Annotated in this window: 23 protein-coding genes and 1 pseudogene; 14 read left to right on the forward strand and 10 right to left on the reverse strand. The window is 72.5% G+C overall.

The window, feature by feature from the left end; all coding sequences use genetic code 11:
- Window positions 1–54 precede the first annotated feature (54 nt).
- On the forward strand, window positions 55–618 hold the full coding sequence (locus tag ACSP97_RS00460; RefSeq protein WP_355329912.1) for a GNAT family N-acetyltransferase: 564 nt from the start codon (window positions 55–57) through the stop codon (window positions 616–618).
- 88 nt (window positions 619–706) lie between these two features.
- Here the strand turns inward: ACSP97_RS00460 and ACSP97_RS00465 are convergent, their stop codons facing one another.
- Entirely contained in the window at window positions 707–1,246 is a 540-nt protein-coding gene (locus tag ACSP97_RS00465) for a phenolic acid decarboxylase (protein WP_355155185.1), read from the reverse strand.
- A gap of 167 nt (window positions 1,247–1,413) precedes the next feature.
- On the opposite strand from ACSP97_RS00465, the gene ACSP97_RS00470 reads away from it, so the two are divergent.
- On the forward strand, window positions 1,414–1,917 hold the full coding sequence (locus ACSP97_RS00470) for a MarR family winged helix-turn-helix transcriptional regulator (protein WP_440556039.1): 504 nt from the start codon (window positions 1,414–1,416) through the stop codon (window positions 1,915–1,917).
- A 68-nt stretch (window positions 1,918–1,985) separates the two neighbouring features.
- Here the strand turns inward: ACSP97_RS00470 and ACSP97_RS00475 are convergent, their stop codons facing one another.
- Entirely contained in the window at window positions 1,986–2,633 is a 648-nt protein-coding gene (locus ACSP97_RS00475) for a TetR/AcrR family transcriptional regulator (RefSeq protein WP_364726784.1), read from the reverse strand.
- A 193-nt stretch (window positions 2,634–2,826) separates the two neighbouring features.
- Here ACSP97_RS00475 and ACSP97_RS00480 point away from each other — a divergent pair, with 193 nt between their 5' ends.
- A complete protein-coding gene (locus tag ACSP97_RS00480; RefSeq protein WP_440556040.1) occupies window positions 2,827–4,314 on the forward strand; it encodes an APC family permease in 1,488 nt (495 codons plus the stop codon).
- Between the two features lie 83 nt (window positions 4,315–4,397).
- Window positions 4,398–6,044, forward strand: coding sequence for an amidohydrolase (locus ACSP97_RS00485; RefSeq protein WP_355532125.1), 1,647 nt, complete (start codon window positions 4,398–4,400; stop codon window positions 6,042–6,044).
- 192 nt (window positions 6,045–6,236) lie between these two features.
- Here ACSP97_RS00485 and ACSP97_RS00490 read toward each other — a convergent pair whose 3' ends face one another.
- From ACSP97_RS00490 to ACSP97_RS00500, 3 genes are read right to left on the reverse strand one after another with little or no spacing between them, the layout of a single operon-like run.
- Window positions 6,237–7,094 carry a biotin-dependent carboxyltransferase family protein gene (locus tag ACSP97_RS00490; protein ID WP_440556041.1) on the reverse strand — a complete coding sequence of 286 codons (858 nt, stop codon included), beginning with the start codon at window positions 7,092–7,094 and terminating at the stop codon, window positions 6,237–6,239.
- On the reverse strand, window positions 7,091–7,738 hold the full coding sequence (locus ACSP97_RS00495) for a 5-oxoprolinase subunit B family protein (protein ID WP_355532121.1): 648 nt from the start codon (window positions 7,736–7,738) through the stop codon (window positions 7,091–7,093). Before ACSP97_RS00495 ends, ACSP97_RS00490 begins: the two co-directional genes overlap by 4 nt.
- Complete coding sequence (locus tag ACSP97_RS00500; protein WP_355532119.1) at window positions 7,735–8,487, reverse strand: LamB/YcsF family protein; 753 nt, start codon at window positions 8,485–8,487, stop codon at window positions 7,735–7,737. The genes ACSP97_RS00495 and ACSP97_RS00500 overlap by 4 nt, the downstream gene beginning before the upstream one ends.
- Window positions 8,488–8,675: 188 nt before the next feature.
- Between ACSP97_RS00500 and ACSP97_RS00505 the strand changes: the two genes are divergently transcribed.
- The 4 genes from ACSP97_RS00505 to ACSP97_RS00520 all read left to right on the forward strand — a co-directional run bounded on the left by ACSP97_RS00505 (window position 8,676) and on the right by ACSP97_RS00520 (window position 12,123).
- Complete coding sequence (locus ACSP97_RS00505) at window positions 8,676–9,395, forward strand: DUF969 domain-containing protein (RefSeq protein WP_146463800.1); 720 nt, start codon at window positions 8,676–8,678, stop codon at window positions 9,393–9,395.
- Window positions 9,392–10,366, forward strand: coding sequence for a DUF979 domain-containing protein (locus ACSP97_RS00510; protein WP_364726773.1), 975 nt, complete (start codon window positions 9,392–9,394; stop codon window positions 10,364–10,366). The genes ACSP97_RS00505 and ACSP97_RS00510 overlap by 4 nt, the downstream gene beginning before the upstream one ends.
- A gap of 87 nt (window positions 10,367–10,453) precedes the next feature.
- Window positions 10,454–11,104: a pyroglutamyl-peptidase I gene (gene pcp, locus ACSP97_RS00515; RefSeq protein WP_355155199.1), complete on the forward strand. Its 651-nt coding sequence runs from the start codon at window positions 10,454–10,456 to the stop codon at window positions 11,102–11,104.
- A complete protein-coding gene (locus ACSP97_RS00520) occupies window positions 11,104–12,123 on the forward strand; it encodes a DUF2891 domain-containing protein (protein WP_355329869.1) in 1,020 nt (339 codons plus the stop codon). The genes pcp and ACSP97_RS00520 overlap by 1 nt, the downstream gene beginning before the upstream one ends.
- 163 nt (window positions 12,124–12,286) lie before the next feature.
- On the opposite strand, the gene dctA is transcribed toward ACSP97_RS00520, so the two are convergent.
- Together dctA and ACSP97_RS00530 are read right to left on the reverse strand one after the other, a co-directional pair.
- Window positions 12,287–13,684 (reverse strand): C4-dicarboxylate transporter DctA, encoded by a 1,398-nt coding sequence (gene dctA / locus ACSP97_RS00525; RefSeq protein ID WP_358275595.1) that lies wholly within the window; start codon window positions 13,682–13,684, stop codon window positions 12,287–12,289.
- On the reverse strand, window positions 13,681–14,799 hold the full coding sequence (locus ACSP97_RS00530) for a PrpF domain-containing protein (protein WP_382010760.1): 1,119 nt from the start codon (window positions 14,797–14,799) through the stop codon (window positions 13,681–13,683). The genes dctA and ACSP97_RS00530 overlap by 4 nt, the downstream gene beginning before the upstream one ends.
- 144 nt (window positions 14,800–14,943) lie before the next feature.
- Between ACSP97_RS00530 and ACSP97_RS00535 the strand changes: the two genes are divergently transcribed.
- Complete coding sequence (locus ACSP97_RS00535; protein ID WP_358681885.1) at window positions 14,944–15,849, forward strand: LysR family transcriptional regulator; 906 nt, start codon at window positions 14,944–14,946, stop codon at window positions 15,847–15,849.
- A 57-nt stretch (window positions 15,850–15,906) separates the two neighbouring features.
- Here the strand turns inward: ACSP97_RS00535 and ACSP97_RS00540 are convergent, their stop codons facing one another.
- Window positions 15,907–16,386 carry a MarR family winged helix-turn-helix transcriptional regulator gene (locus ACSP97_RS00540; RefSeq protein ID WP_355155314.1) on the reverse strand — a complete coding sequence of 160 codons (480 nt, stop codon included), beginning with the start codon at window positions 16,384–16,386 and terminating at the stop codon, window positions 15,907–15,909.
- A 22-nt stretch (window positions 16,387–16,408) separates the two neighbouring features.
- The gene (locus ACSP97_RS00545; protein WP_355155312.1) at window positions 16,409–17,323 is read right to left on the reverse strand and encodes an NADP-dependent oxidoreductase; all 915 of its coding nucleotides are present in this window, start codon (window positions 17,321–17,323) and stop codon (window positions 16,409–16,411) included.
- A gap of 229 nt (window positions 17,324–17,552) precedes the next feature.
- Between ACSP97_RS00545 and ACSP97_RS00550 the strand changes: the two are divergent.
- Both ACSP97_RS00550 and ACSP97_RS00555 read left to right on the forward strand, forming a co-directional pair.
- Window positions 17,553–17,649 (forward strand): annotated as a pseudogene (locus tag ACSP97_RS00550).
- 359 nt (window positions 17,650–18,008) lie between these two features.
- Window positions 18,009–18,524: a DUF4232 domain-containing protein gene (locus tag ACSP97_RS00555; protein WP_435642289.1), complete on the forward strand. Its 516-nt coding sequence runs from the start codon at window positions 18,009–18,011 to the stop codon at window positions 18,522–18,524.
- A 114-nt stretch (window positions 18,525–18,638) separates the two neighbouring features.
- Here the strand turns inward: ACSP97_RS00555 and ACSP97_RS00560 are convergent, their stop codons facing one another.
- Window positions 18,639–20,447, reverse strand: a complete 1,809-nt coding sequence (locus tag ACSP97_RS00560; protein ID WP_440556042.1) for a bifunctional metallophosphatase/5'-nucleotidase — start codon at window positions 20,445–20,447, stop codon at window positions 18,639–18,641.
- A gap of 188 nt (window positions 20,448–20,635) precedes the next feature.
- On the opposite strand from ACSP97_RS00560, the gene ACSP97_RS00565 reads away from it, so the two are divergent.
- The 3 genes from ACSP97_RS00565 (at window position 20,636) to ACSP97_RS00575 (ending at window position 24,421) form a co-directional block, all read left to right on the forward strand.
- Entirely contained in the window at window positions 20,636–20,731 is a 96-nt protein-coding gene (locus ACSP97_RS00565) for a putative leader peptide (protein ID WP_355155307.1), read from the forward strand.
- Between the two features lie 222 nt (window positions 20,732–20,953).
- On the forward strand, window positions 20,954–22,372 hold the full coding sequence (locus tag ACSP97_RS00570; protein ID WP_440556043.1) for a sulfatase family protein: 1,419 nt from the start codon (window positions 20,954–20,956) through the stop codon (window positions 22,370–22,372).
- Between the two features lie 192 nt (window positions 22,373–22,564).
- Complete coding sequence (locus tag ACSP97_RS00575) at window positions 22,565–24,421, forward strand: FUSC family protein (protein ID WP_440556044.1); 1,857 nt, start codon at window positions 22,565–22,567, stop codon at window positions 24,419–24,421.
- Window positions 24,422–24,496: the final 75 nt, after the last annotated feature.

Below are 24,496 nucleotides of genomic sequence, written 5' to 3' on the forward strand. Positions count from 1 at the left end.
GCGGGGTCCGGGCCGTGCCTCGGCTTGGCTAGGCTGCCGGTCATGAATCCGGCCATGACCAGCGGAATGACCTTTGAGCCCGTCATCCTTGACGCCCAGGAGCTGACATCCGATCCGGAACTGGAGGCGCGGTTCGCGGAGTCGGCCCACCGGATCCTGGCGGACCTGGTCGGTGGAGGTGCCGCCTTGGGCTGGCTCGAACCGCCCTCGCGGGATGACGTGGTGGAGCTCGTCGGCCGCGTCGTCTCCGCGGCGCGGGCCGGCGACGCGGCCCTGCGTGCCGCTTACCTCGACCGTCGGCTTGTCGGGTTGGGGTACTGGCTGCGCTACGCGCGGCCGACCCATCGGCCGCACGCCGACGTGGAGAAGATCGCGGTAGACGCTGCCGCCCAGGGCCGTGGCGTCGGGCGGGCACTGACCGCCGCCCTGATCGCCGACGCACGGGAGGCGGGTATCGAGGTCCTCACCCTGGACGCCCGGGGCGACAACACCAATGCCCTGCACCTCTACCGGTCGCTGGGCTTCGCCGAATACGGCCGTCTCCGCGACTTCGTCGCCGTCGGCGAACACCGCTACGACAAAGTCTTCTGCATGCTGGACTTCCGCCGGCCGAGCTGACTCCGTACTCGGCGACGGCATGCAACCCGGTGCGTGCCCCGGCATCGCCGCACCGCACCGGAGACGCGAGGCGGCCGGGTGATGCCTTTCAGTTGGTGCGGTCGGCGAAGCCTCGGGGCAGGTCCGCGGGGCCCACCGCGACGACGCTCTCGTCGTTCTCGCCGACATACTCGAACAGGGTGATGCGGGCGAACTCCGGAACGACGTAGATCGGGTAGGTGGGGCCGGCGTCCCGGTAGGCGCGCATCTCCTCCAGGTGGTCGTTCTGGTAGAGCACCGTCTTGCTGCCGTCCTGCTCGATCCACTGCGGGAAGAAGATGGTGCCGTGCAGGACCCGCCGGCGGGGCAGCACATTGACGACGACCGAGGTGCCGGTCGGTTCGTTCCAGGACACCTTGTAGACGTCGTCGGCGAGCCGCACCAAGTCGACCTCCTGGTCCTTCACCCAGCGGCCGCCGACCATCCCGGAGTGGATGCGGTAGTCGATGGTCGTGGCGTTCTTCACGTACATCTCGTACTGCCAGCCGTTGGCGTACGTGTAGATGAACCGGTGTCCGACGATGCCGGACAGATCCTGCGGCGGGACGGGGTTCTCGACGGTCGTCGGGGTGTCGTGCACGGTGCTCATGCTGGTTCTCCTTGCTGTGCTTCGGGCGGTCACCCGCCGGCGTGGGGTTCGGCCAGTCCGGTGCCATCGCCCTCCACACCACTTTGCCACAAAACATGTTTGTGACAAAACTTTATCTGCTCGGTGCACAATGGGGTATGCGCAACACAGACAGAGCGGGGGGCGGGATGGCTGGTACCGGTGCGGCCGAGACACCGGAGGCGGCGCGCGTCGCGGCGGGACTGGGCGGACTCCTGGGACCGCTGCGGCGCGCCGTCCTGCGTGCCACCCGCAACGCCGAGGGGCTGCCCGACCTGCCGGAGGCACAGATCGAACTGCTGCGTGCGCTGTCCTCCTCGCCCGAGGGGCTCAGCCCCGGCGCGGCGGCCGCACGTGTACGGGTGGCGCCGTCCACCGTGAGCAACCTGGTCCGGGCGATGTCCGCCGCACGGCTGGTGGAACGGGTCCGGCCCGAGCGTGATCAACGGACTGTGGTGCTCACCGCGTCCGAGGAAGCCCTGAATCTGCTGGAGCGCTACGACCGGTCCAGCACCGCGGCCCTCACCCGCGTCGTGGAGGAGCTGTCCGACGCCGACCGGGCGGCGCTGCACCAGGCGCTACCGGCTCTGGACCGGCTGGTCACCGCCCTGGAGACCGGCGACAGCACCCGGCAGGACCCGGTCGGTCCTTGATCAGGGTGCGAGCACCCCGGCGAATGGGCCCCTGAACGGGCCCGCGACGGGATCTCCGGACCGGGACCCTAGGGCGTGTCCCCCGGCGCCGCCGCGCCCAGCGCGCTCAGGAGCAGTTCCAGTGCCGTCTCGAACGAGCTGCCCGCCATCAGGGGCAACTCCGCGCGTGCCGCGGCCAGGTGCGGGTGGTCGGCGTCGGGCAGGTCGGCGTAGGCGCCGGTCCAGGCCCGGTCGTCGGCCTCGCGGCGCTCCGGCGGGAGCGCCAGGTGGGCGGCGTCGAGGGCCGCGTGGCCCAGCACGGTGTCCACGAACGCCGAGTAGTGGCGCACGGCGTCGGCGTAGCCGAACCCGGCCCGGCGCAGCAGCCCGATCCCCGCGTCCACGGCCCTGATCTCGTGGGGCCGCCGCGTCACCCGGTACGCGGCGAGCGCGGCCACCCGCGGCTGCTCCCGGTAGCCGCGGTGGATCCGCAGCGCCATCTCGCGCAGCGCGTCCCGCCACGGCATGCGGTCGGGCTCGAACCCGGCCATCGCGTCGCCGATGATCCGGTCGGCGACGGCCAGCAGCAGATCGTCGGTGTTGTGGAAGTACCGGTACAGCGCGCTCGGGTCGCAGCCGAGCGCGGCGCCCAGCCGCCGCACGCTCAGCGCGTCCGGGCCGTGCTGCCCGACGAGCCGCAGCGCGCAGTCGACGATCACGTCCTCGGACAGCAGCACCCCCGACCTGGTCGGTCTGCGCCGTCGCCGCTCCGCCGGAATCCGCCCCTCCGTCACCGTACGCACCCCTTCCCCCGGCCCTGAACCGTTCCGTGGACGCCTTATGTCAACACCATTGACGCAACGTTGACAAGGCCGGTTTGATCGCAGCCTCCTCCCGCACCTCCCGTTCTCCGGTTCCAGGAGTCTGTCCATGAGAAGTGAACCTCCCGGCCTGCGGCGTTCCCTGGGCGTCGTCGACGGCGTCGCCATCGCGGCGTCCAGCACGGCCGCCACCACGAGCATCGGCATCGGCATGGGCTCGCTCGCCGCGACCGTGGGCCTTCAGGCGCCGGCGATCCTGCTGGTGGCGTTCGTCCCGATCCTCGGCATCGCGACGGCGTACGCCCGGCTCAACCGGCACGAGCGGAACATGGGCAGCGGCTACGTCTGGGTCGGTCGCTCGCTCGGCCCGTGGCTCGGCTTCCTCACCGGCTGGGTCACACTGGTCGGCACCCTGATCTTCATGGCGTACACGAGCGCGGTGACCGGCTCGGTGTTCCTCCAGTTCGCGAACAAGGCCCACCTGCACTCGGTCGGCGGGCTGCGCCTCGACCCGAACTCGACGGCGCTGTCCACCGTGGTCGGCCTGGTGGTGCTGGCGGCCGTCACGGTCACCGCCGTCACCGGGGTGCGCAAGGCGACCCGGCTCCAGGCGTGGCTGCTGGCCTTCGAGTACGCGGTGCTGCTCGGCTTCTGCGGCTGGGCGATGGCCACCGGCGCGCACGGTTTCGCCTGGTCGTGGCTGAACCCGTTCGCCGTGCACGACGGCACCGGCTTCGCCCAGGGCCTGGTCCTCGCGGTGTTCTTCTTCTGGGGCTGGGACGCGGCGTTCAGCGTCACCGAGGAGACCCACGACGTACGGGACGCGGGCCGTGGCGGATTCATCGCGCTGTTCACCATGCTGGCGCTGTTCCTGTACGGGTCCGTGGCCTTCCAGCGCGAGATGTCACTGCCCGAACTCCTGGCGCAGGGGCCGCAGGCACTCCCCTACCTCGGCGCGAAGCTGGCCGACGAGCCGTGGGCGAGCCTGCCGCTGCTGGCGCTGCTCTTCTCGGCGGTGGCGTCGCTGCAGTCCAGCGTGATCCCGACGGCGCGCGGGCTGTTGGCGATGGGCCGGGACCGCACGATGGGCCAGGTGTGGACGCGGGTCAGCCCGCGCTACGGCTCCCCGGCCCTCGGCACCGTCCTCGTCACGTCGATCTCTGCGGCCGTGGCGCTGCTGGCGCTCGCCATCCCCAAGCTGAACGAGATGATCCTCGCGGCCGTGAACTCGATCGGTCTCGTGGTCGCCCTGTACTACGGGCTGACCGCGCTCGCCTGCGCGGTGCGCTTCCGCGGCATGCTGCGCACGGCGCCCCGCGAGGCGCTGCGCGCGGTCGTCGCGCCCGGCGTGAGCGGGCTCGCGCTGCTGGGCATCGGCTGCTACCTCGGACGGGACTACGCGACGATGAGCGACCACTTCGAACTCAGCCCGGACAACGGCTGGTTCATGCTGTCGGTGCCCGCCGCGATCCTGCTGTCGGGGCTCGTCATGGCGACCGTCGCCAAGTACCGCCGCCGCTCGCCGTACTTCGCCGCCGGACACGGCACCGAGGCCGGCACCGACACCGTGCCGCCGGCCGCGATCGATGCTCCCTGACGCCCGTAGACCCCGTGGGAGCCGCATCAGCCGGGACACCGGCAGCATCCGTAACAGCCGTACCGACGCCAGGAGTTGTCCTCATGTCCGACACCACTACCGCTGACCTGGTCTTCACCGGCGGTCCGGTCCACACCGGTTCGCCTGCCCGGTCCCGGGCGACCGGCGTGGCCGTGCGCGGCGAGCGGGTCGTCGCCGTCGGGCACGACGAGGTGCGCGAGCTGATCGGTCCGCGCACCGAGGTCGTGGACCTGGCCGGCCGGCTCCTGGTGCCGGGCTTCCAGGACGCGCACGCGCACCCCGTCGGCGGGGGGCTGGAGATGGGCCAGTGCGACCTGAGCGGGGCGGCGACCCGGGCCGAGTACCGGGAGCGGATCACCGCGTACGCCCGGACGCACCCCGACGCCGAGTGGATCACCGGCGGCGGCTGGGCGATGGAGGCGTTCCCCGGTGGCCTGCCGACGGCGGCCGAACTGGACGACCTCGTGTCCGACCGGCCGGTCTATCTGGTCAACCGCGACCACCACGGCGCCTGGGTCAACTCCCGCGCCCTGGAGCGGGCGGGACTCGACGCCCGTACCCCCGATCCGTCCGACGGGCGGATCGAGCGGCACCCGGACGGCACGCCGACGGGCATGCTCCAGGAAGGAGCCGCCAACCTGGTGGGCCGTCTGGTCCCCCAGGTCACCCGCGAGGAACGGGTGGCCGGGCTGCTACGCGCCCAGCAGCTGCTGCACTCGCTCGGCATCACCGCCTGGCAGGACGCCCTCCTCGGCGAGCACGCCAACCTCACCGACCCCACCGACGCCTACCTGGCCTGCGCCGAGGACGGCTCCCTCACCGCACGGGTCGTCGGCGCGCTGTGGTGGGACCGGGCGCGCGGCACCGAGCAGATCGAGGAGTTGCTGGCCCGGCGCGCGGCGGGCACCCGGGGCCGGCTCCGCTCGACGACCGTGAAGATCATGCAGGACGGGGTCGCCGAGAACGGCACGGCGGCGCTGCTCGGCCCGTACCTGGACGGCTGCGGGTGCGTGTCCGACAACAGCGGGATCAGCTTCGTGCCGCCGGAGGACCTGAAGACGTACGTCACCGAGCTGGACGCCCACGGTTTCCAGGTGCACTTCCACGCGCTGGGCGACCGCGCGGTGCGGGAGGCGCTGGACGCGGTGGAGGCGGCCCGGCGGGCGAACGGCCGTACGGACACCCGGCCACACCTGGCCCACCTCCAGGTGGTGCACCCGGACGACATCGGCCGGTTCCGTGAGCTGGGCGCGACGGCCAACCTCCAGCCGCTGTGGGCGGCGCACGAGCCGCAGATGGACGAGTTGACCATCCCGTTCCTGGGCGCGGAGCGGGCGTCGTGGCAGTACCCGTTCGGGGCGCTTGTGCGGTCGGGGGCGACGCTCGCCGCGGGCAGCGACTGGCCGGTGAGCAGCCCCGATCCGCTCCAGGGCATTCACGTGGCGGTGAATCGGGTGGCACCGGAAGCGCCCGCGGGGACCCCGGTCTTCCTGCCCGGGGAGCGCATCGGACTGCACGACGCGCTGACCGCGTACACGGCCGGCAGCGCCTACGTGAACCACCTCGACCACGAGACGGGCACGGTCGCCGAGGGGTTCCTGGCGGATCTGGTGGTACTCGACCGTGATCCGTTCGCCGGGCCGCCCGAGGAGATCGGTGCGACGCGGGTGGAGCAGACCTTCGTGGGCGGGCGCCGGGTGTTCGGCTGAGTCAGGTGTCCGTGGCGCGACGGAAGCCGCGGTACCCGGCCGCGGTCGACGCGCGGCAGTGGTCCGGGGCCTCCGGCCGACAACGCGGCCCCCGGACCGCTGCGCAGGCTCACGGCGGTAGGGGTACGGCATTCCGTCACGCAGGCCGAGGTGCCCGCCCCGGGTGTCCACGCCGGGCCGGGGCGCGGTCCGTCACCAGGGGGTGAACCGCACCGGTGTCCCGGCCGGGGCCTGGGCGGCCGAGGCCAGGCCGGGTTCCGTGACGACCCCGATCACCGGATACCCGCCGGTCGTCGGATGGTCGTTCAGGAAGACGACCGGACGTCCGTCCGGGGGGACCTGCACCGACCCGAGCACCATGCCCTCGCTGGGCAGTTCCCCGGGCCTCGCCCGCTCCAGCGGGGCCCCCTCGGTGCGCAGGCCGACGCGGTTGCTGTGCGGGGAGACGCGGTACGTCGCCGAGAAGAGGGTGCGCAGCGCGGCCGCGGTGAACCAGTCGGCGCGGGGCCCGGGGCGCAGGGGCAGGACGAGTTCGGCGGGCGGGGCCGGCCAGGGTGCCGCGCCGGGCAGCGCCGTCCGCCCGGTGGGGTCGCCCAGGGGGAGGACGTCGCCGGCGCGCAGCGGCTCCGGGCCGAGCCCGGAGAGCAGGTCGGTCGAGCGGCTGCCGAGGACCGGTGCGACGGCGACACCGCCGGCGACGGCCACGTACGAGCGCAGTCCCGCCGTCACGGTTCCGGCGTCGAGGACCGCGCCCGCGGGGACGTGCACCGGCGTGCCCCAGGCGGCGGGGCGGCCGTCGACCGTCACGGGGCACGGGGCGCCGCCGACCACGACGGTGACGGCCCGGCCGGGGCGCAGGGCGCAGCCGGTCATCGTGGTCTCCAGGGCGGCGGCGTCGGGGGCGTTGCCCAGCAGGCGGTTGGCGAGGCGCAGGGCGGGCGCGTCCAGCGCTCCGGAGCGGGGGACGCCCAGGTGGGCGTGGCCGGGCCGGCCCGCGTCCTGGACCGTGGTGAGGGCGCCGGGGCGCACGACGGTGATCTCGGGGTTCATGCCGTCCCGTCCTCGGCGACGAACCGCACCCGGGTGCCGGGGGTGAGGAGCGCCGGTTCGTCCCGGGTGAGGTCCCACAGGCGGCCGGGGTCGGGCATGGTGCCGATCAGCTGCCAGCCGCCGGGGGTGGCGCGCGGGTACACGGCGGTGTAGGGGCCCGCGAGGCCGACCGCGCCGGCCGGTACCCGGGTGCGGGGGGTGCCGCGGCGCGGCACGTGCAGGTGCTCGGGCAGGCCGGTGAGGTAGCCGAATCCGGGGGCGAATCCGCAGAAGCCGACGCGGTAGGTGTACGCGCGGTGACGGGCGGCGACCTCGTGGACGCCGATCCCCCACAGGGCGGCCACCTCGGCCAGGTCGGGCCCGTCGTAGCGGACGGGTATCTCGGCCACTCCCCCGGTGTCGGCGGTCCGCGCGGGGACGTCCCAGTGGGCGAGGCGGCGGGCCAGCGCCGCCGGGTCGGGCACGCCGTCGAGGAGAACGGTCCGCGCGCCGGGCACGATCTCCTCGACCGGCGGCAGGGTTCCGGCCGCGCGGCGGCGCAGGAGTTCGGCGTGGAAGGCGGCGGTGCGCTCGGCGTCGGGCAGGTCGACGAGCAGGGCGTGCCGACCGGCGGTGCGTACGGTCAGGGGCTGCTCGCCGGTCATGCGAAGGCTCCGACCTCGACGCCCGCGCTCTCCAGCGCGGCGCGGACCCGGGCCGCGATGAGGGCGGCGCCCGGGGTGTCGCCGTGCACGCACAGGGAGCGTGCGGCGACCGTGACGCTGGTGCCGTCCACGGCCTCGACGACGCCGTCGACCGCGAAGGCGACCGCGCGGCGCACCACGGCGTCCTCGTCCGTGATGACGGCGTTCTCCCGGCGGCGCGGCACGAGGGTGCCCTCCGGTGTGTAGGCACGGTCGGCGAAGGCCTCGGGCACGGCGGTGAGACCCGCCTCTTCCGCGGCGGCGAGCAGGCGCGAGCCGGGCAGGCCGATCACGGGCAGGCCGCCTCCCGCGAGGACCACCCCGGCCACGACGGCGGTGGCCTGCTCGGCGTCGTGGACGGTGTGGTTGTAGAGGGCGCCGTGCGGTTTGACGTAGGCCACGTCGGTGCCTGCCGCCTGCGCGAAGACGCGCAGGGCGCCGATCTGGTACGCCGTCTCCGCCGCCAGTTCCTCGCCGGGCACGTCCATGGCGCGCCGTCCGAAGCCGGCGAGGTCACGGTAGGAGACCTGGGCCCCGATCCGTACTCCGCGTTCGGCGGCGAGGTCGCAGACGCGGCGCATCACCGAGGGGTCGCCGGCGTGGAATCCGCAGGCGACGTTGGCGCTGGTGACGACCGACAGGAGGGCGTCGTCGTCGGTGAGGGTCCAGCGTCCGAAGCCTTCACCGAGGTCCGCGTTGAGATCGATCACGCGTTGAAAGTAGACGATTGTTGAACGATCCGACAAGGGGTCCCGTAGTCGTTCGGAGACGGCGACGTGAGTTCACCCCTTGTTCGATCGTTCAACGATCGCCTAGGGTCCGTGCATCCCCCTGGAACCGGAGGCCCGGCTCCGCCCCTGCGGGGCACCCTGTCCCCAACGCCTGAAGAAGGCCGCGCATGATCGTTCTCCTCGGTGTGGTCGTGGTGATCCTCGGATTCGTCACACGCCGCAATCCCGTCCTGGTCGTGGGCGTCGCCGGTATCGTCACCGGACTGCTCGGCAGGATGAACCCGCTGGAGGTCCTCGCGGCCTTCGGCCGGTCCTTCGCCGACAGCCGCTCGGTCACCGTCTTCGCCATCGTGCTCCCCGTCATCGGCCTCCTGGAGCGCTACGGCCTGCGCGAGCAGGCCCGCAACCTGATAGGCCGTCTCGGCAGTCTCAGCGCCGGCCGCTTCCTCACCGTCTATCTGCTGGTCCGGCAGGTCACGGCGGCCTTCGGCCTCAACAGCATCGGCGGTCCCGCGCAGACCGTGCGGCCGCTCGTCGCGCCCATGGCCGAGGCGGCGGCCGAACGGACCACGGGCGCGGCGCTGCCCGAGCGGCTGCGCGAGAAGGTGCGCTCCTACGCGGCCTCGGCGGACACCGTCGGTGTCTTCTTCGGCGAGGACTGCTTCATCGCGATCGGCTCGATCCTCCTGATCACCGGTTTCGTCAACTCGACGTACCACCAGGAACTCGAACCGACCCAGCTGGCGCTGTGGGCGATTCCGCTCGCCGTCTGCGCCTTCCTCATCCACGGCGCCCGTCTGCTGCTCCTGGACCGGCGACTGGAGCGCGAGATGGCGCTCGCCGCCGCGGAGCACGACCTGCCGCTGCCGAAGGGAACCACCAAGTGATCAAGGTCGAATGGCTCTACTGGCTGGTGGGCCTCGTCTTCGTCGTCATGGCCGTGCAGATGGCGGCCGACCGCAGCAATCCGAAGCGGTGGACGTCCGCGGCGTTCTGGGGGCTGCTCGGCCTCACCTTCCCCTACGGCACCGGTGTCGCCAACGGTGAGGCGCACAACGGCGGCTGGACCCTGCCCGCCGAACCGCTCGGCGTGGCGGTCCTCGTGCTGATCGTGCTCGCCGGGTTCAACTTCCTCGGCAAGGGCGTCCCGGTGACCACCACCGCCGAGCAGCGCGAGGCCTCCGCGGCCCGGCTGGGCAGCCGGATCTTCATCCCGGCCCTGACGATCCCGGTGGTCGCGATCGTGTGCGCCTCCGTGCTCGACGACTCCGGGCTGTTCGAGACGGGCAAGGCCACGCTGATCGGCCTCGGCGTCGGATGCGTCGTCGCCCTCGTCGTCGCCATGCTCGTCACGGGTGAGAAGAAGCTCTCCGTGCCGCTGCACTCCGGCCGCTCCATGCTGGAGGCGATGGGCTCCGCGCTGCTGCTGCCCCAGCTCCTCGCCGTTCTCGGGTCGATCTTCGCGCTGGCCGGGGTCGGCACCCAGGTCGGCAAGATCGTCGACGCCGTGCTGCCGGACAACTCGAAGTACCTCGCGGTCATCGCGTACTGCGTCGGCATGTTCCTGTTCACGGTGATCATGGGCAACGCGTTCGCCGCCTTCCCCGTGATGACCGCGGCGATCGGCTGGCCCGTCCTGATCCAGCAGATGCACGGCAACGAGGCCGCCGTCCTCGCCATCGGCATGCTGGCCGGTTTCGCCGGCACGCTGTGCACGCCGATGGCCGCCAACTTCAACATCGTCCCGGCCACCCTGCTCGAACTGAAGGACCAGTACGGGCCGATCAAGGCGCAGATCCCCACGGCGCTGCCGCTCCTGGTCTGCTGCACCGTGATCATGGCGGTCTTCGCCTTCTGAGCCGCCCGGCCCACACCGCGCGCCCCGGGCCGTCCGTGCCCGGCCCGTCCCCCCGTCGTTCCGTCGTTCCCCCGTGAAGGAAGTCCCATGACCCGTGTGCTCGTCACCGGCTTCGCCCCCTTCGGCGGCGAGACAGTGAACCCCTCCTGGCAGGCGGCCTCCCTGCTGGCCGCCGAGCCGCCCGCCGGGCTCACGGTCACCGCCGCCGAACTCCCCTGCGCCTTCGCCACCTCCCTCGGCGCGCTGCGGGACGCCGTCCGCGCCTGTGCCCCCGACCTGGTCCTCTGCCTGGGCCAGGCGGGCGGCCGGCCGGCCGTCACCGTCGAACGCGTCGGCATCAACCTCGACGACGCCCGCATCCCCGACAACGACGGCGCGCAGCCGGTGGACGAACCGGTCGTGCCCGGCGGCCCCGCCGCCTACTTCTCCTCACTGCCCGTCAAGGCCTGCGTCGCCGCCGTGCGCGCGGCCGGGGTCCCGGCCGCCGTGTCCCACACCGCCGGGACGTTCGTCTGCAACCACGTCGCCTACGGCCTCGGCCACCTGATCGCCACCGAGTTCCCGCACGTCCGCGGCGGTTTCGTGCACGTGCCCTGGGCGCCCGAGCAAGTCACCGACGGCACCGCCCCGGCCCTGGAGCCCGCCACCGTCGCCCGTGGCCTGCGCGCCCTGCTGGTCGCCGCCGCCACCACCCCGGTGGACCAGGACCTGAAGACCCCCGAGGGGGCCACCCACTGATGCCGCTCGCCTCCCACGCGACACCCTTCGCCCGGCTCGCCCTCGCCAACATCACCCGCGAGTACCCCAACTTCCCCGCCCACCTGGTCACCTCGGCCGAAGAGGACGTGCGGCCGAGCACCCTGCACCCGGCCTTCTACGGTGCCTACGACTGGCACTCGTCGGTCCACATGCACTGGCTGCTCGTGCGCGTGCTGCGCCGCCACGGCGGGACGCCCGCGCTCGCCGGGACGGCGGCGTTCACCGAGGCGCTCGACCGGCACCTCACCCCGGACGCCCTCGCCGTCGAGGCCGCCTACCTCCTGGAACGGCCCTCCTTCGAGCGGCCGTACGGCTGGGCGTGGCTGGTCGCACTCGCCGCCGAGTGCCGGGCGTACGGGGGCGCCGCCGGCGCACGCTGGAGCGAGGCGCTGGCACCCGCCGTCGCCGCCGTCGACCGGCTGCTGGCCGACTGGCTACCGAAGGCCACCTATCCGGTGCGCCACGGCAACCACCCCAACAGCGCCTTCGCGCTCGGTCTCCTCCTGGACGCCGGGGAACTGTCCGCCACGACGACCGAGGCCGTGCGAGAACGCCTGCTGGCCTGGTTCGCCGACGACCACGACGCTCCCGCGCACTGGGAGCCCTCGGGCCAGGACTTCCTGTCGCCCGCGCTGAGCGAGGCCGACGCGATGCGCCGGGTGCTCGACGGGGAGCGGTTCGCGCAGTGGCTCGACCGTTTCCTGCCCGCGCTGCGTTCCGGCGCGCCCTGCCCGCTGCTGGACGTGCCCGTCGTCTCCGACCACACCGATCCGCAGATCGGTCACCTGCTGGGCCTCGCCCTGAGCAGGGCCGCCGCGCTGCGGTCGATCGCCGGGGCGCTGCCGGCCGGCCCGGTCCGCGGCCGCCTGGCCGAGGCGGCCGACGCGCACCTCGCCGCGGGCCTGCCCGCGGTGGAACGCGGCGACTTCACCACCGACCACTGGCTGGCCACCTTCGCCGTGCTGGCGCTCGACGTGCCGGACCCCGTCGAGGCCTGACGGCGGGCAAACCGGTCCTGGCGGCCGTACCTGGACACGGGCTGCCCCCGCAGGGGCTGCTGAGATCACACCCGTCGCACCTGAACCGGTTCGGACCAGCCGCGAGTGAGGAGGGCGGGGCGGCCCGGCGCGGTCCGCGCCGGGCCGCCCCGCCCTTGCGATGTCAGCGTGCGACGGGGACGGGGGCGTGGGTCGCGGCGGGTGCCTGCTGCGGATCGGGCTCGGCCGGCACGACGGTAGGGGCGAGGCTGGGGGCGTAGGGCATTTCGCCACGCAGGACGGACCTGGCGCGATCCTCGTCGAGCTCGCCCTCCCAACGGGCGACGGCCAGGGTGGCGACGCCGTTGCCGACCAGGCTGGTCAGGGCGCGGGCTTCGGACATGAACCGGTCGACGCCGAAGATCAGCGCGAGGGCGCCGACCGGGACGTGCGGGACAGCGCCGAGCGTGGCGGCCAAGGCGATGAAGCCGGAGCCGGTGACGCCCGCGGCGCCCTTGGAGGTGAGCAGCATGACGACGAGCATGGCCAGCTGCTGGGTGAGACTGAGGTCGATGCCGAGGGCCTGGGCGAGGAAGACCGAGCCCATGGTCAGGTAGATGGCGGTGCCGTCGAGGTTGAAGGAGTACCCGGCGGGCAGCGTGATGCCGACGACCGGTTTCGAGGCGCCCACGTGCTGGAGCTTGGCCATCATGCGCGGCAGGACGGGCTCGGTGGAGGAGGTGCCGAGGACGATCAGCAACTCTTCCTTGATGTAACGCAGGAAGGGCAGCAGCCGCAGTCCGTTCAGGCGCATCACGGTCCCGAGGACGACCAGGACGAAGAGGAGGGAGGTCAGCCAGAACGAGCCGACCAGCAGGGCCAGGTGGCGCAGGGTGCCCAGGCCGTAGTGGCCGATGGTGAAGGCCATCGAGCCGAACGCGCCGACGGGGGCGAGCCGCATGATCCAGCGGATGAGCGTGAACAGGACCGTGGAGAACTTCTCGATGCCCCGGGCGATGCTCAGTCCGGCCTCCCCGCTGGCGTGCAGGCCGAAGCCGATGAGCACCGACACCAGCAGCACCGGCAGGATCTCGTTGCCGGTCAGGGCGCTGACCAGGGTGGCCGGGACGATGGCCAGGAGGAAATCGGCGAAACCCTCGTGGGCCGTGGTCGCCTCCGGCGGCAGGCCCTTGTCGGAGAGGGCCGAAGCGTCGACGTGCAGACCGCTGCCCGGCTGGAGGACGTTGACGACGACCAGGCCGACCACCATGGCCACGGTGGTCAGCACCTCGAAGTAGACCAGGGCCTTCAGGCTCACCCGGCCGACCGCGCGGGCGTTGCCCATGGAGGCGATGCCGTGGACGACCGTGCAGAAGATGATCGGCGCGACGAACATCTTCACCAGGGCGATGAAGCCGTCGCCGAGCGGCTTCAGGTCAGCACCGAAGGACGGCCACAGCCCGCCCACGGCGGCGCCGAGCAGGACGGCGATCAGGCACTGGACGTAGAGATGGGACAGCATCCGTCGGATGCGGCCCGGTGGTGGGGTGACGGTACCCGGGGCAGCGTCGTTGCGGCTCATGCGGGGCGTCCTTCCAGGACGGGAACAAGGAGTTCGGCTCGGGCGATACGCCGGGCGGCGCGGTGCAGCAGCACCGTGGGGGACGCGCCGTCCGGTGCGGGAACGGCTCGGGTGGTGACCACGCCGGCCGGGGTGCCCAGGCGCAGCGTGCCGTCGGCGGTCTGCCGGGCGACGCGGTGGGCGAGGGTGCCGGGGGTGGCGGCGGCCGTGGCCAGGGCCACGGCGGAGGTCAGGCCGATCGCCGGATGCGGGGCGTGCATGGAGACCATGCGCACGGCAAGGTCGTACTCGTCCTGGTTGACGAGGTTCCCCTGTGCGGTGCGATAGCGCGCGGGCCGGGCGACGATGCCCACCTTCGGCACCGCGTGGCTGACCGGATCGTCCTCGCGGGCCAGGCCCATGGCGAGCGCCGCCTGGCGGCGCAGCAGCGTCAGCGCGGGTACCGCGGCGGCGAACGCGGTGAGGGATTCCGTGCCTTCAAGGCCGAACGCCTTGGCCTCGAACAGCGCGGCGGGCGCCCCGGCGTCCACCAGGGACGCCTCGACGGGACCGTCCGGGCCGGTCAGCTCGTCCAGTGGCCGGCCGGTCGGCAGGGCCCGGCCGGTCGTCGAGCCCGCCGGGTCCTGGAACCCGAGCAGGACCGGCACACCCGGCGCCGAGGTGCCCGGCACCCTGGCCGTGCCCTCCTCCGGGGCCACGCCCGCGGGGGTGGGGATCGTGCCGGTGAGGCGGGCCCCGGTGTTGACGTTGAGCATGCGGACCGTGGTGGTGTCCGATGTGATCGGCACGAGACCGTGGTGGACGGCGTACAGGGCCACGGCAGTGGCGCAGTTGCCGCAGTTGCTGGCCCATTCCACGCGCTCGTCGCCGATCCCGACCTGTGCGAAGGCGTACTCGACATCCACACCCGGCCGGGTCGACGCCTGTACGACGGCGGCCTTGGAGGTGGTGGAGGAGGCGCCGCCGACGCCGTCGATCTGGCGGGGGTCGGCGGCGTTGAAGGCGGCAAGCAGGAGGGCGTCGGCGTCCACGCCCGTGGCGGCCACGTCATGGTGGTCGAAGATCCAGCATTTGCTGGTTCCTCCGCGGATCATCTCGCCCTGCAGACGCAGCACAACTACTCCTCACAGCCATGGAAGGGGGGTCCACCGACGGTCTCGCCGTGCGTGGTGTCCTCCACGGTGGGTTACGGCTGCGTGAAGTACAATCTCGGAAATCTGCATGGCTATTAAGCTGAAGTGAACGCTGGAGGTGGCGGCATGCTCGACGTCCGGCGCATCCTGCTGTTCACGGAGGTCGCCCGGCGCGGTTCGGTGACCGCGACGGCCCGCGCCCTCAACTACACCCCGTCAGCGGTGTCGCAGCAGATCAGCCGCCTGGAAACGGAGGCGGGCCAGCCCCTGCTCGAACGCCACGCCCGGGGCGTCACCCTCACCGACGCCGGCCGGGCACTGGCCGAGCGAGGGCACCGGATCGAACGCGAACTGCAGGCCGCGCAGAACGAACTCGCCGACTACGCCGGCCTGCGTGCGGGCACCCTGCGCATCGGCACGTTCCCCACGGTCGGCGCCTCGCTCCTCCCGCAGGCCGTGATCGCCTTCCGCGACGCCCACCCCGACGTACGGCTGACCGTCCGCAGCGCCCGCATCGCCGGGCTGTGGACCATGCTGGAGAACCGGGAGATCGAGCTGTCGCTGATGTGGGACTACGACTGGAGCCGGATCGACCGGGAGGACATCGTCGTCACCCCGCTCCTCGACGACCCGCCGGCCCTTCTCGTCAGCGACCACCATCCGCTCGCCGACCGCGGCACCGCCTCACTCGCCGACTTCGCCCACGACCCCTGGATCACGCGCGCCGAACACCATCCGGTGGCCGAAGCCCTCGTCCGCGGCTGCCGCGCCGTCGGCTTCGAGCCCCACATCGTCTACGAGGCCCACGACTACCAGGAGGCCCAGGCCATGGTCGCCGCCGGCATCGGCGTCGCCCTGGCACCCACGCTGGCCCTGGAGGGCATCCGACCCGGTGTCAGCGTCCTGCCCCTCCAACCGCCGGCTCCCATCCGCCGCATCCTCCTGGTGCGCATGGCCGACCACGCGCCCACCCCCGCCGCCCTGACCTTCGCCGGACTCCTCCGCGACACCGCCACGGCTCGGGCGCTCTGACCCGGAGTCACCTTCCCTGCCCTCGCCGGGAGGGCTGGGCCGGCCGCCCGTCCGCGGCTACTCGGCAGGTGTCTGCCGGCTGTGTTCCCTGAGCGACTTCTCGATGGTGCGGGCCCACGTGGTGAACAACTCGACCTGATCGGAGGTGAGATCGCGTACGGAGAGTTGTTCCAGGGTGCGCCACATGTCGGCGATGGGTTCCCGCAGGGAGCGGCCCGCGTCGGTGAGGTGGACCACCATGACCCGCCGGTCGTGCGGGGCGGGCTCCCGGGTGAGCAGTCCGGCTTCCTGCATGCGGCGCAGGGACTTGGAGACGGTGGAGTGGTCGAGCCCGACGCGCTCCAGCAGTTCCGCCTGTGTCTGATGGTCGCGCTCGAAGAGTTGCATCAGCAGCAGCTCTTGGCCCGGGTGCAGGTTCAGGGCACGCAGCATGGCGGCGGCGTGGGCCCGGTGGGCGCGGGCGAGTTGGAAGATGGCGTAGCTCAGCCGCCCCTCGTGTGCCGTGTCCGGCGGCTCGGGTGTGGTCGTGTCGGGCATGGTCGGTTCCTCGTCTCGGGAGTCAGTCGACGGTGAGGACGATCTTGCCGCGGTTGTGCCCGGCGTCGCTGGCCCGCTGCGCCTTGGCCGCGTCCGCCAGGGGGTAGGTGGCACTGATCGTGGTCACCAGGGTGCCGTCGGCGGCCTTCTGGGCCAATTCGGCCAGCCGGGCGGCGGAGCGGCGCTGGGGGCCTTCGGCGAAGACGACGCCGAGTTCGCGGGCGCGGAAGTCGGCGGTGGTGACGATCCGGTCGGTGCCGCCGCGCAGGGTGATGGAGTCCTCCAGCGCGCCCTTGCCCGCCGCGTCGAAGACGGCGTCCACTCCCTCGGGTGCCAGCTCGCGGACCCGCTCGACCAGGTTGTCCCCGTAGACCAGCGCGGTCGCTCCGAGTGAGGTGACGTAGTCCTGGTTGGCCGGTCCGGCGGTGCCGATGACGCGGGCGCCGCGGGCGACGGCGAGCTGGACGGCGATGGTACCGAGCGCGCCGGACGCCCCGTGGATCAGAAGCGTGTCGCCGGAGGTGACGCCCAGCAGGTCCAGGACTCGTTCGGCGCCGTCGGTGGCCACGGGCAGGGCGGCGGCATGCGGCCAGTCCAGGCCGGCGGGCTTGGGGGCGAGGACGGCCGCGGAGGCCAGGGCGTACTGGGCGTAGGAGCCGGTGTCGGACCAGCCCAGCACCTCGTCCCCGGCCTTCAGGTGGTCGACGCCCTCGCCGACGGCGTCGACGATGCCCGCTATCTCTCCGCCGGGCACGGCGGGCAGCGTGGTGGGGAAGATCGCCTCCATGCCACCGGAGCGGATCTTGCCGTCCACCGGGTTGACGCCGACAGCCTTGACCCGCACGCGGACCTGGCCGGGGCCGGGCTGGGGAGTCTCGAGCACCTCCTCGTGCAGGACCTCGGTGCCGCCGAACGTGTCGAAAACGATGGCCTTCATGGCTGTTCCTCTGATCGGATGCCCTGCCGACCAATTATGTGGCCGACCACCTAAAAGTAGCATCGATTATGTGGCTAGCCAAGTATTTCTCTGGAGGGGCGGCTCGCTCCGTCGCCACGGCGCCTGCCCGGCACCCTCACCCCGGTCTTGAGGTGTCAGCCCCGCGTCAGCGGCCCGTGTCATTCTCTTTCATGTGAACGGCCCCTAAAAGCAAAGGGGTTGGGAGCGAGGAGAGGTGCCCGGAGTGGTTGATCGGGGACCGGCGAGCACGCCTCGAGGTCGGATCCTTTCGGGGGTCCACGCAGGTTCGAATCCTGCCCTCTCCGCATCACACGGCACGCCGCTCACCGGGAACTCCCGGCGAGCGGCGTACTGGTGCCCGCCTCGTGCCGAACACCGGCGGCGTTCGGAACGCACCGATCGGCTGGAACTCGCGTCGCATGCCTGATTCCGGGCCGGCTTCGGATTCGCCCGCCGCTGCGCCGGTGGTCTTCCGCCGGAAGGCTCCGCCCGCCGTCCGGGCGCCGGGAACCGGTGCGCGCCGAGGAGCGCGACGCTCACGGTCGCTGTGGCGAAGGCGTTACATCGCCGTGACGCCCATAACGAAGGAAATCGGCAGGCTTCACCGCGTCAGGAAGATCGGGGCGCGGCCCCACGTACGACAGCTAGACACGGAGAGTCGACCATGGGTAAGTCCACCAAGTTCGTGATGGCAGTTGCCGGCGTTGCACTGGCGGGAATCGCCGGCACGGGTGTCGCGCAGGCATCCACCACCGCGCACCCGGCCAACTCCGGCGCACCGTCCTCGTGCCGCCCCGCCAACCTCAAGACGAAGATCACGCCGGACACCGCCAGCGCCGGGCACCGCCACTACCGCGTCACGCTGACCGCCGCCCCCAAGACCAGCGCCTGCCGGCTGGCCGGCTCCCCCCGCGACGTGAAGTTCTACGACAACGGCTCCCTCAAGGGCATCACCGCGAAGCCCTACGGCTCGCAGAACACCAAGGTGACCTTCGGCCCCGGTCACCCCGTCCACTTCGACATCCAGGTGCCCAACTCCTCCAAGGGCGCGACCGCCAACCGGGTCGTCTTCACCCTCCGGACCCCCGGCGGCGGAGTCATCCCGGGTGACCAGGAGGCCGACGGCAAGCTGTCCGTCGACTTCGGCACCCAGATCGGCCCCGTGCAGCCCGGCGCCTGACCGACACCACAAGCGCGGAACCAGCTGCACGACTCGGGCCCGAGGAACCGGCACGGACGCCGTGGGGGCGCCCGTGCCTCACTCGCTCACGCGCTCGCTTCTCCGCTCGCGCGCCTACTTCACGACCGTGATCCGGTCGGCCGCCGGGGGCGCGATCGGGCTGGTCGCCGACGAGTTGGCCGTCAGGTAGTCGTTGAACGCCTTCAGGTCGTCCGCGCCGACCAGCGGGTTCTTCCCCTTGCCCAGCTCGGTGAAGCCGTCGCCGCCGCCCGCGAGGAAGGAGTTCATCGCGACGCGGTAGGTGGCCGCCGGGTCGATCGCGGCCCCGTTCAGGCGGACGGAGTCGGTGACCACGCGGGCCGCGCCGGACGTGGTGAGGTCCAGCGTGTACGTCAGGCCCGCGGATATCTGAAGGACCTTCGGCGAGGCTTCGTTGGGACCGCTGACCTGCTGCTGGAGCGCGGTGATCAGCTGCGCTCCGGTGAGGTCCACCAGGTTCACCGTGTTGCTGAAGGGCTGGACCGTGAACGCCTCGCCGTACGTCACCACGCCGTCGCCCTCGCCGCCGCTCGCCTTGCGGACCAGATCGGAGCGGATGCCGCCGGGGTTCATCAGCGCCAACACGGCCTTGGGGTCGAGGGACTTGGCGTGTGCGAGCTGCGCGTCCGCGATCAGGTCGCCGAGCGGGGACTCGGGAGTGGTCGCCCCGCGCCCGTTGATGTCACCGGAGATGTAGCCGACGGGCCGGTCGGCCACCGGCGCGGCCAGCGCGTTCCAGCGGGAGATCAGCGCCGTCATGTCGGCGGCCTTCGGCTGGGTGCGGCTGACCACGTGGTTCGCGGACTTCACGCTGGTGCGGACGATGTCGCGGGTCCGGCGGTCGTAGGTCAGCGTGGTGTCGGTGTACAGCTTGCCGTACGAGGACGCGGAGGTGACCATGCGCGGCCGGCCGGACGGGTCGGGGACGGTGCAGACGTACGCCTGGTGCGTGTGACCGGTGACCAGGGCGTCCACCTTGGGCGTGATGTGCTTCGCGATGTCGACGATCGGCCCGGAGATGCCGTCGCCGGCGCCCGGGGAGTCGCAGTCGTGGTTGTAGGAGGCGGAGGCGGGCTCGCCGCCCTCGTGGATGAGCGCGACGATCGACTTCACGCCCTGTTTGTCGAGGACGTTCGCGTACTTGTCGACGGTCTCGACCTCGTCCTGGAACTTCAGCCCCTTGACGCCCTCGGCGGTGACGATGTCCGGTGTGCCCTCCAGCGTCACGCCGATGAAGCCGATCTTCACGCCGTTGTGCTTCCACACCCAGTAGGGCTTGAGGATCGGCTTGCCGGTCTTCTCGTCCGTCACGTTGGCGGCGAGATAGGGGTAGTCGGCGCCCTTGAAGGTCCGGCCGGGCTCGTAGCAGCCGTCCTTGGGGTGACAGCCGCCGTTCTGCATCCGGGCGAGTTCGGTCGCGCCCTCGTCGAACTCGTGGTTGCCGACGCTCGTCACGTCCAGGTCGAGCTTGTTCATCGCCTCGACGGTCGGCTCGTCGTGGAAGAGGCCCGACAGCAGGGGGCTCGCACCGATCACGTCGCCGGCCGCCGCCGTGACACTGTACGGGTGGCCCTCGCGCGCCGTGCGCAGCGAGGTCGCGAGGTACTCGACGCCGCCTGCGTCGATCTTCTTCGTCGTGCCGTCCGCCTCGGTCTCGGTGACCTGCCCGGAGGAACCTGCCGACGGCTCCAGGTTCCCGTGGAAGTCGTTGAACGACAGCAGTTGGACATCGACCGTGCGACCGCTGTGCCCGCCGAGCCCTCGGTGGGCCGCCGGTGATCCGATTGCGGGGGTGGCGGCGGTCAGCGCACCGGCCGTGACCAAAGCAGCGCCGGCTCCGAGCAGTCGGAGGACGCGCCGTCTTGGCTTGGTCGGGTGGGTCATGAGTCTCCCTCTGTGGCTACGAGGCGGTTGAAGCTGTGCGGAGCCTATGATCAACGCGCGTAGCGTGAACAGAGGTTGGCGGATCACGAGCGGATTGCACTCGCCGGCCGGACGTCCCACCGTGCGCACGTCCCACTGTGCGGACGTCGCTTGACGCGGCGCTTCCCCCGCTGGCAGCCTCCCTGGCCATGAGACCGCCAGCCGATCGTCGACGTGCGCACGCCGCGCTCGTGGAGCGGCGGCACGTCGACCTGTGCCGGCAGTCCAGCGCCCTCTGTCGCTGAGCCCACAGAGCCTTTCGCCCCCCGGGAACCACTGGTAACCGGCCTCCGGACAGCCCCTGGTGATCCGGACTTCCCGTGCACGGGGGCTGTTTCGCACACACCCCTTCCGTAACCCCTCGCGCCCCCAGGGCCCGTGAACGCCGGCGCTGTGAGGTGTGCGCGGTGGTGTGCCGCCCGCTGATCCGCGTCCCGTCACGAGGGCCGCCCGAACAAGGATGCCTCATGCCCGACATATCACGTGTTTCCCGTCGCGCCTTCGGTGGTCTGGTGGGCGGCGGTGCGCTCACCGCCGTCGCCGGACCCGCCGCCGCGGCGTCGTCCGCGGCCGCGCTGGACGCGGCCGAGCGACCCTTCCGGGCCAGGAGCGGGTACCGGCCCGGACGGCGGCCCAACTTCCTGTTCATCCTCGGCGACGACATGGGCTGGGCCGACCTCTCCTGCTACGGCGCCCCGCACATCCGCACCCCGAACCTCGACCGGCTGACCCGCCAAGGGGTGCGCTTCACCGACGCCTACTCCGGCTCGGCGACCTGCTCCCCCACCCGGTTCAGCCTCTACACCGGCCGCTATCCCGGCCGCACCAAGGGCGGGCTGGCCGAGCCCATCGGCAGCAGAACGCAAGGCCTCGACCCTCACCACCCCACCGTGGCCTCGCTGTTGAAGCGAGCCGGATACGCGACCGCGCTGATCGGCAAGTGGCACTGCGGCTGGCTTCCGGACTACAGCCCCACCAAGTCCGGTTGGGACGAGTTCTTCGGGAACTTCGGCGGCGCACTGGAGTACTTCTCGAAACTCGGGCAGCTCGGCGACTACGACCTGTACGAAGGGGACGCCACCTACAAGGACCTGCGCTACTACACCACCGTCCTGACCGAGCGGGCGGTGGACTACGTGGGCCGCCGGCACGACCGGCCCTGGCTGCTGAACCTCAACTTCACCACCCCGCACTGGCCGTGGCTGACCGAGGACGACGAGGAGACGGCCGCGGGGATCGCCGCGAAGATCCGCGCGGGCAACGTCCTCGGCGCCCTCCAGCACACCGACGGCGGCTCGGTGGAGAAGTACCGGGAGATGGTGGAGGACCTGGACGCGTCGATCGGCGAGGTGCTCGCCGCGCTACGGCGCTCCGGGCAGGAGGAGAACACCGTCGTCGTCTTCGCCAGCGACAACGGCGGCGAGCGCTTCTCCTACCAGTGGCCGCTCAGCGGCGGCAAGTCCGAACTGCTGGAGGGCGGCATCCGGGTGCCGACCGTGCTGCGCTGGCCGGCCGCCGTCGACGGTCACCAGGTCAGTCATGAACCCGTCTACTCCCCCGACTGGACCGCCACCCTGCTGGAGTTGGGCGGGGCCCGGCCGGACCCGAAGTACCCGCTGGACGGGCACAGCCTCGCCGGATATCTGCTGCGCGGGGAGGACGTCCCGCAACGCGACCTGTTCTGGCGGGTGCGCGGCAACCGCGCGCTGCGGCGCGGCGGCTGGAAGTACTACCAGGACGCCCAGGGCAAGGACCACTTGTACGACCTCGCCGCGGACGCCCGCGAACAGGCCGACCTCGCCGCCGACCGGCCCGCGCTGCTGGCCGAGCTCAAGTCGGCCTGGGAGCGGATCGACGGCGAACTCCTGCCGTACTCGGCGGCCTGACCGGGCGGCCGGGGGACGGGGCGCGCTGCGGCGCGCCGGGCTTCCGCATGCCCGGCACGGACACCTTTCACTTTCCTGAAACGTGATCGCCGCGTTCGCACCGAGAACGCCTCCTACCGTGGAAACGCAGCACACCCGGCCACCGTCGTCCGAAGGCAGCGCACAAACCGCCCGCGTACGACAGGAGGCTCCGTGTCCCGGCCCGCCGCACCCCTCTGGCTCGCTCACGCCCTGCGCGCCCAGCGCGGTCCCGTGCCCTGGAGCGCGGTGACCCGAGGCGCGCTCGCCGCCGGGCCGCTGCTGCTCGCCGGCGTCGGTACGGGACACACCGCCCCCGGTGTCCTCGCCGCCATCGCCGCGATGCTCGCCGGCGTCAACGACCGGCCTGGCAGTCGCCGGGCCTCGGTCGAGCGGCTCGGGGTGCCCGCGCTCGCGGGGGCGCTCGGGCTGCTCGCGGGGACGTACGCGGGGCGGGACCTGGCCGCCGTGCCGCTGACCCTGGTGCTCACCCTGCTCGGGCTGGTCGCCGGGAGCATCAGCGCGGTCGGAGCCGTCGCGTCCGCCGCGGGAACGCAACTGCTGGTCGGCGCCGCGATCGGCGCCGGGATGCCGGCCGCCGAGAGCGGCTGGCAACGGGCGCTCGCCTTCCTCGCCGGGGCCGGGTGGCTGCTCGTGCTGCGTCTCGCTCTGCCCACACCCGGTTCGTTCGCCGGGGACTTCCGGTTCGACGGGGAGAGGGCGGCGGTGGCCGAGGTGTACGACGCCGTCGCCGCGCTCCTCGACGCCGTGGGCGGCGAACGAGCCGCCGCGCGGCGGGCCGCGCTCACCGCCGCCCTCGACCATGCCCAGGACGCCCTCGCCGGGCCCCGGCTGCGCCGGTACGCCGGCTCGGCCACCGAGCGCAGGCTGCACGCGCGGTTCGCGGCCGCGCTGCCCCTCGCCGAGGCCGCCACCGCCCTGTTCTGGGCGGGGGAGCCGGTCTCGGCGCGGGCCTCGGAAGGGCCCCGGCGGCTCGCCGCCGCCGTCCGCGGCAACACCGGCCCCGGCCCGCTGCCCGCCCCCCACCGGTCGGACGCCGCCCTGCGCGCCCTCGACGAGGCCCTGCTGCGCGCGGCCGATGCCTTCGACCGGGGTGAGGGCGCCGGCCGGCGACTGGTGGGGCGCCGGCCAAGTGCCCGGAAGGCACTGCGCGCGGTGATCGGCAGCGGCGGCCGCGAGTACGGGTGGCGGGTCTGCGTCTGCTTCGGGGCCGCCACCGCCATCGCCCAGGCGCTGCACCACACCCGCTGGCACGGCCAGCACTGGTACTGGCTGCCCGCCACCGCCGCCTTCCTCGTCAAGCCCGACCTTGGGCCGCTGGTTTCCCGAGTGCTGTGCCGGGCCGCCGGGACCGTGCTGGGCGCCCTGGTGTTCGCGGGGCTGGCGGCGCTGCTGCCCCGGCCCGCCGGGCTGATCGCCCTGGTGGCGGTGTGCGGGGCGCTCGTTCCCGTCGCCACCCGGCACTTCGCCGCGCAGACCGCCGTCGTCACCGTCCTCGTCCTCGCCCTGGTGATGGCCGGCGGCGAGCCGCAGGCCTGCGTCAGCCGGATCAGCGAGACCCTGCTGGCCTGCGCGCTCGTGCTCGTCACCGGGCATCTGCCGATGCCGGGGAAGCGTGGTGGCAGGGTACGGGCGCGGCTCGCGGCGGCCGGGAGTGCCGCGCACGCCTATCTGGTGCACGTCCTCGGCGAACACGACGACCGCGCCGAACGGTGGGCGCTGCGCCGGGAGGCCTACCGCACCCTCGCCGAGGCCCGTGCAGCCATCGCCCTCGCCGCCGCCGAACTGCCCGCACTCGCTCGGCACACGGCGGGCACGGACGCCGTCGCGGATGTCCTGGAGCGACTTGTCGACACCACCACGGCCTGTGCCGTCCACCTCGACGACACGGGCCGGCTCACACCCCGGCATGTCGGACAACTGCGGCACGCCCTGGACGAGCTGGGGTTCCAGGAGGGCGAGGTGCCGTTGCCGACCGCCCATGTGGTGGACGTGCTTGCGAAGGGGTGACCGGAGCAGCCGTCCGTCCGCCGCCGGCACCGCCGGCCGACGGCCGATGCGCAACCGCAAAAACTGGGAACCCGG

Source organism: Streptomyces sp. SCPE 10 (assembly GCF_051980735.1).
GTDB classification, from domain to species: Bacteria; Actinomycetota; Actinomycetes; order Streptomycetales; family Streptomycetaceae; genus Streptomyces; species Streptomyces misionensis.

What these genes read in the sequence shown, in the direction of transcription:
- ACSP97_RS00465 (WP_355155185.1), bottom strand. Translation starts at nt 1,246, where the DNA reads ATGAGCACCGTGCACGACACCCCGACGACCGTCGAGAACCCCGTCCCG.
- ACSP97_RS00495 (WP_355532121.1), bottom strand. Translation starts at nt 7,738, where the DNA reads ATGACCGGCGAGCAGCCCCTGACCGTACGCACCGCCGGTCGGCACGCC.
- ACSP97_RS00565 (WP_355155307.1), top strand. Translation starts at nt 20,636, where the DNA reads ATGAGACCGCCAGCCGATCGTCGACGTGCGCACGCCGCGCTCGTGGAG.
- ACSP97_RS00490 (WP_440556041.1), bottom strand. Translation starts at nt 7,094, where the DNA reads ATGAACCCCGAGATCACCGTCGTGCGCCCCGGCGCCCTCACCACGGTC.
- ACSP97_RS00545 (WP_355155312.1), bottom strand. Translation starts at nt 17,323, where the DNA reads ATGAAGGCCATCGTTTTCGACACGTTCGGCGGCACCGAGGTCCTGCAC.
- ACSP97_RS00470 (WP_440556039.1), top strand. Translation starts at nt 1,414, where the DNA reads ATGGCTGGTACCGGTGCGGCCGAGACACCGGAGGCGGCGCGCGTCGCG.
- ACSP97_RS00535 (WP_358681885.1), top strand. Translation starts at nt 14,944, where the DNA reads ATGCTCGACGTCCGGCGCATCCTGCTGTTCACGGAGGTCGCCCGGCGC.
- ACSP97_RS00460 (WP_355329912.1), top strand. Translation starts at nt 55, where the DNA reads ATGACCAGCGGAATGACCTTTGAGCCCGTCATCCTTGACGCCCAGGAG.
- ACSP97_RS00540 (WP_355155314.1), bottom strand. Translation starts at nt 16,386, where the DNA reads ATGCCCGACACGACCACACCCGAGCCGCCGGACACGGCACACGAGGGG.
- ACSP97_RS00570 (WP_440556043.1), top strand. Translation starts at nt 20,954, where the DNA reads ATGCCCGACATATCACGTGTTTCCCGTCGCGCCTTCGGTGGTCTGGTG.
- ACSP97_RS00520 (WP_355329869.1), top strand. Translation starts at nt 11,104, where the DNA reads ATGCCGCTCGCCTCCCACGCGACACCCTTCGCCCGGCTCGCCCTCGCC.
- ACSP97_RS00480 (WP_440556040.1), top strand. Translation starts at nt 2,827, where the DNA reads ATGAGAAGTGAACCTCCCGGCCTGCGGCGTTCCCTGGGCGTCGTCGAC.
- dctA (WP_358275595.1), bottom strand. Translation starts at nt 13,684, where the DNA reads ATGAGCCGCAACGACGCTGCCCCGGGTACCGTCACCCCACCACCGGGC.
- ACSP97_RS00505 (WP_146463800.1), top strand. Translation starts at nt 8,676, where the DNA reads ATGATCGTTCTCCTCGGTGTGGTCGTGGTGATCCTCGGATTCGTCACA.
- ACSP97_RS00560 (WP_440556042.1), bottom strand. Translation starts at nt 20,447, where the DNA reads ATGACCCACCCGACCAAGCCAAGACGGCGCGTCCTCCGACTGCTCGGA.
- ACSP97_RS00555 (WP_435642289.1), top strand. Translation starts at nt 18,009, where the DNA reads ATGGGTAAGTCCACCAAGTTCGTGATGGCAGTTGCCGGCGTTGCACTG.
- ACSP97_RS00485 (WP_355532125.1), top strand. Translation starts at nt 4,398, where the DNA reads ATGTCCGACACCACTACCGCTGACCTGGTCTTCACCGGCGGTCCGGTC.
- pcp (WP_355155199.1), top strand. Translation starts at nt 10,454, where the DNA reads ATGACCCGTGTGCTCGTCACCGGCTTCGCCCCCTTCGGCGGCGAGACA.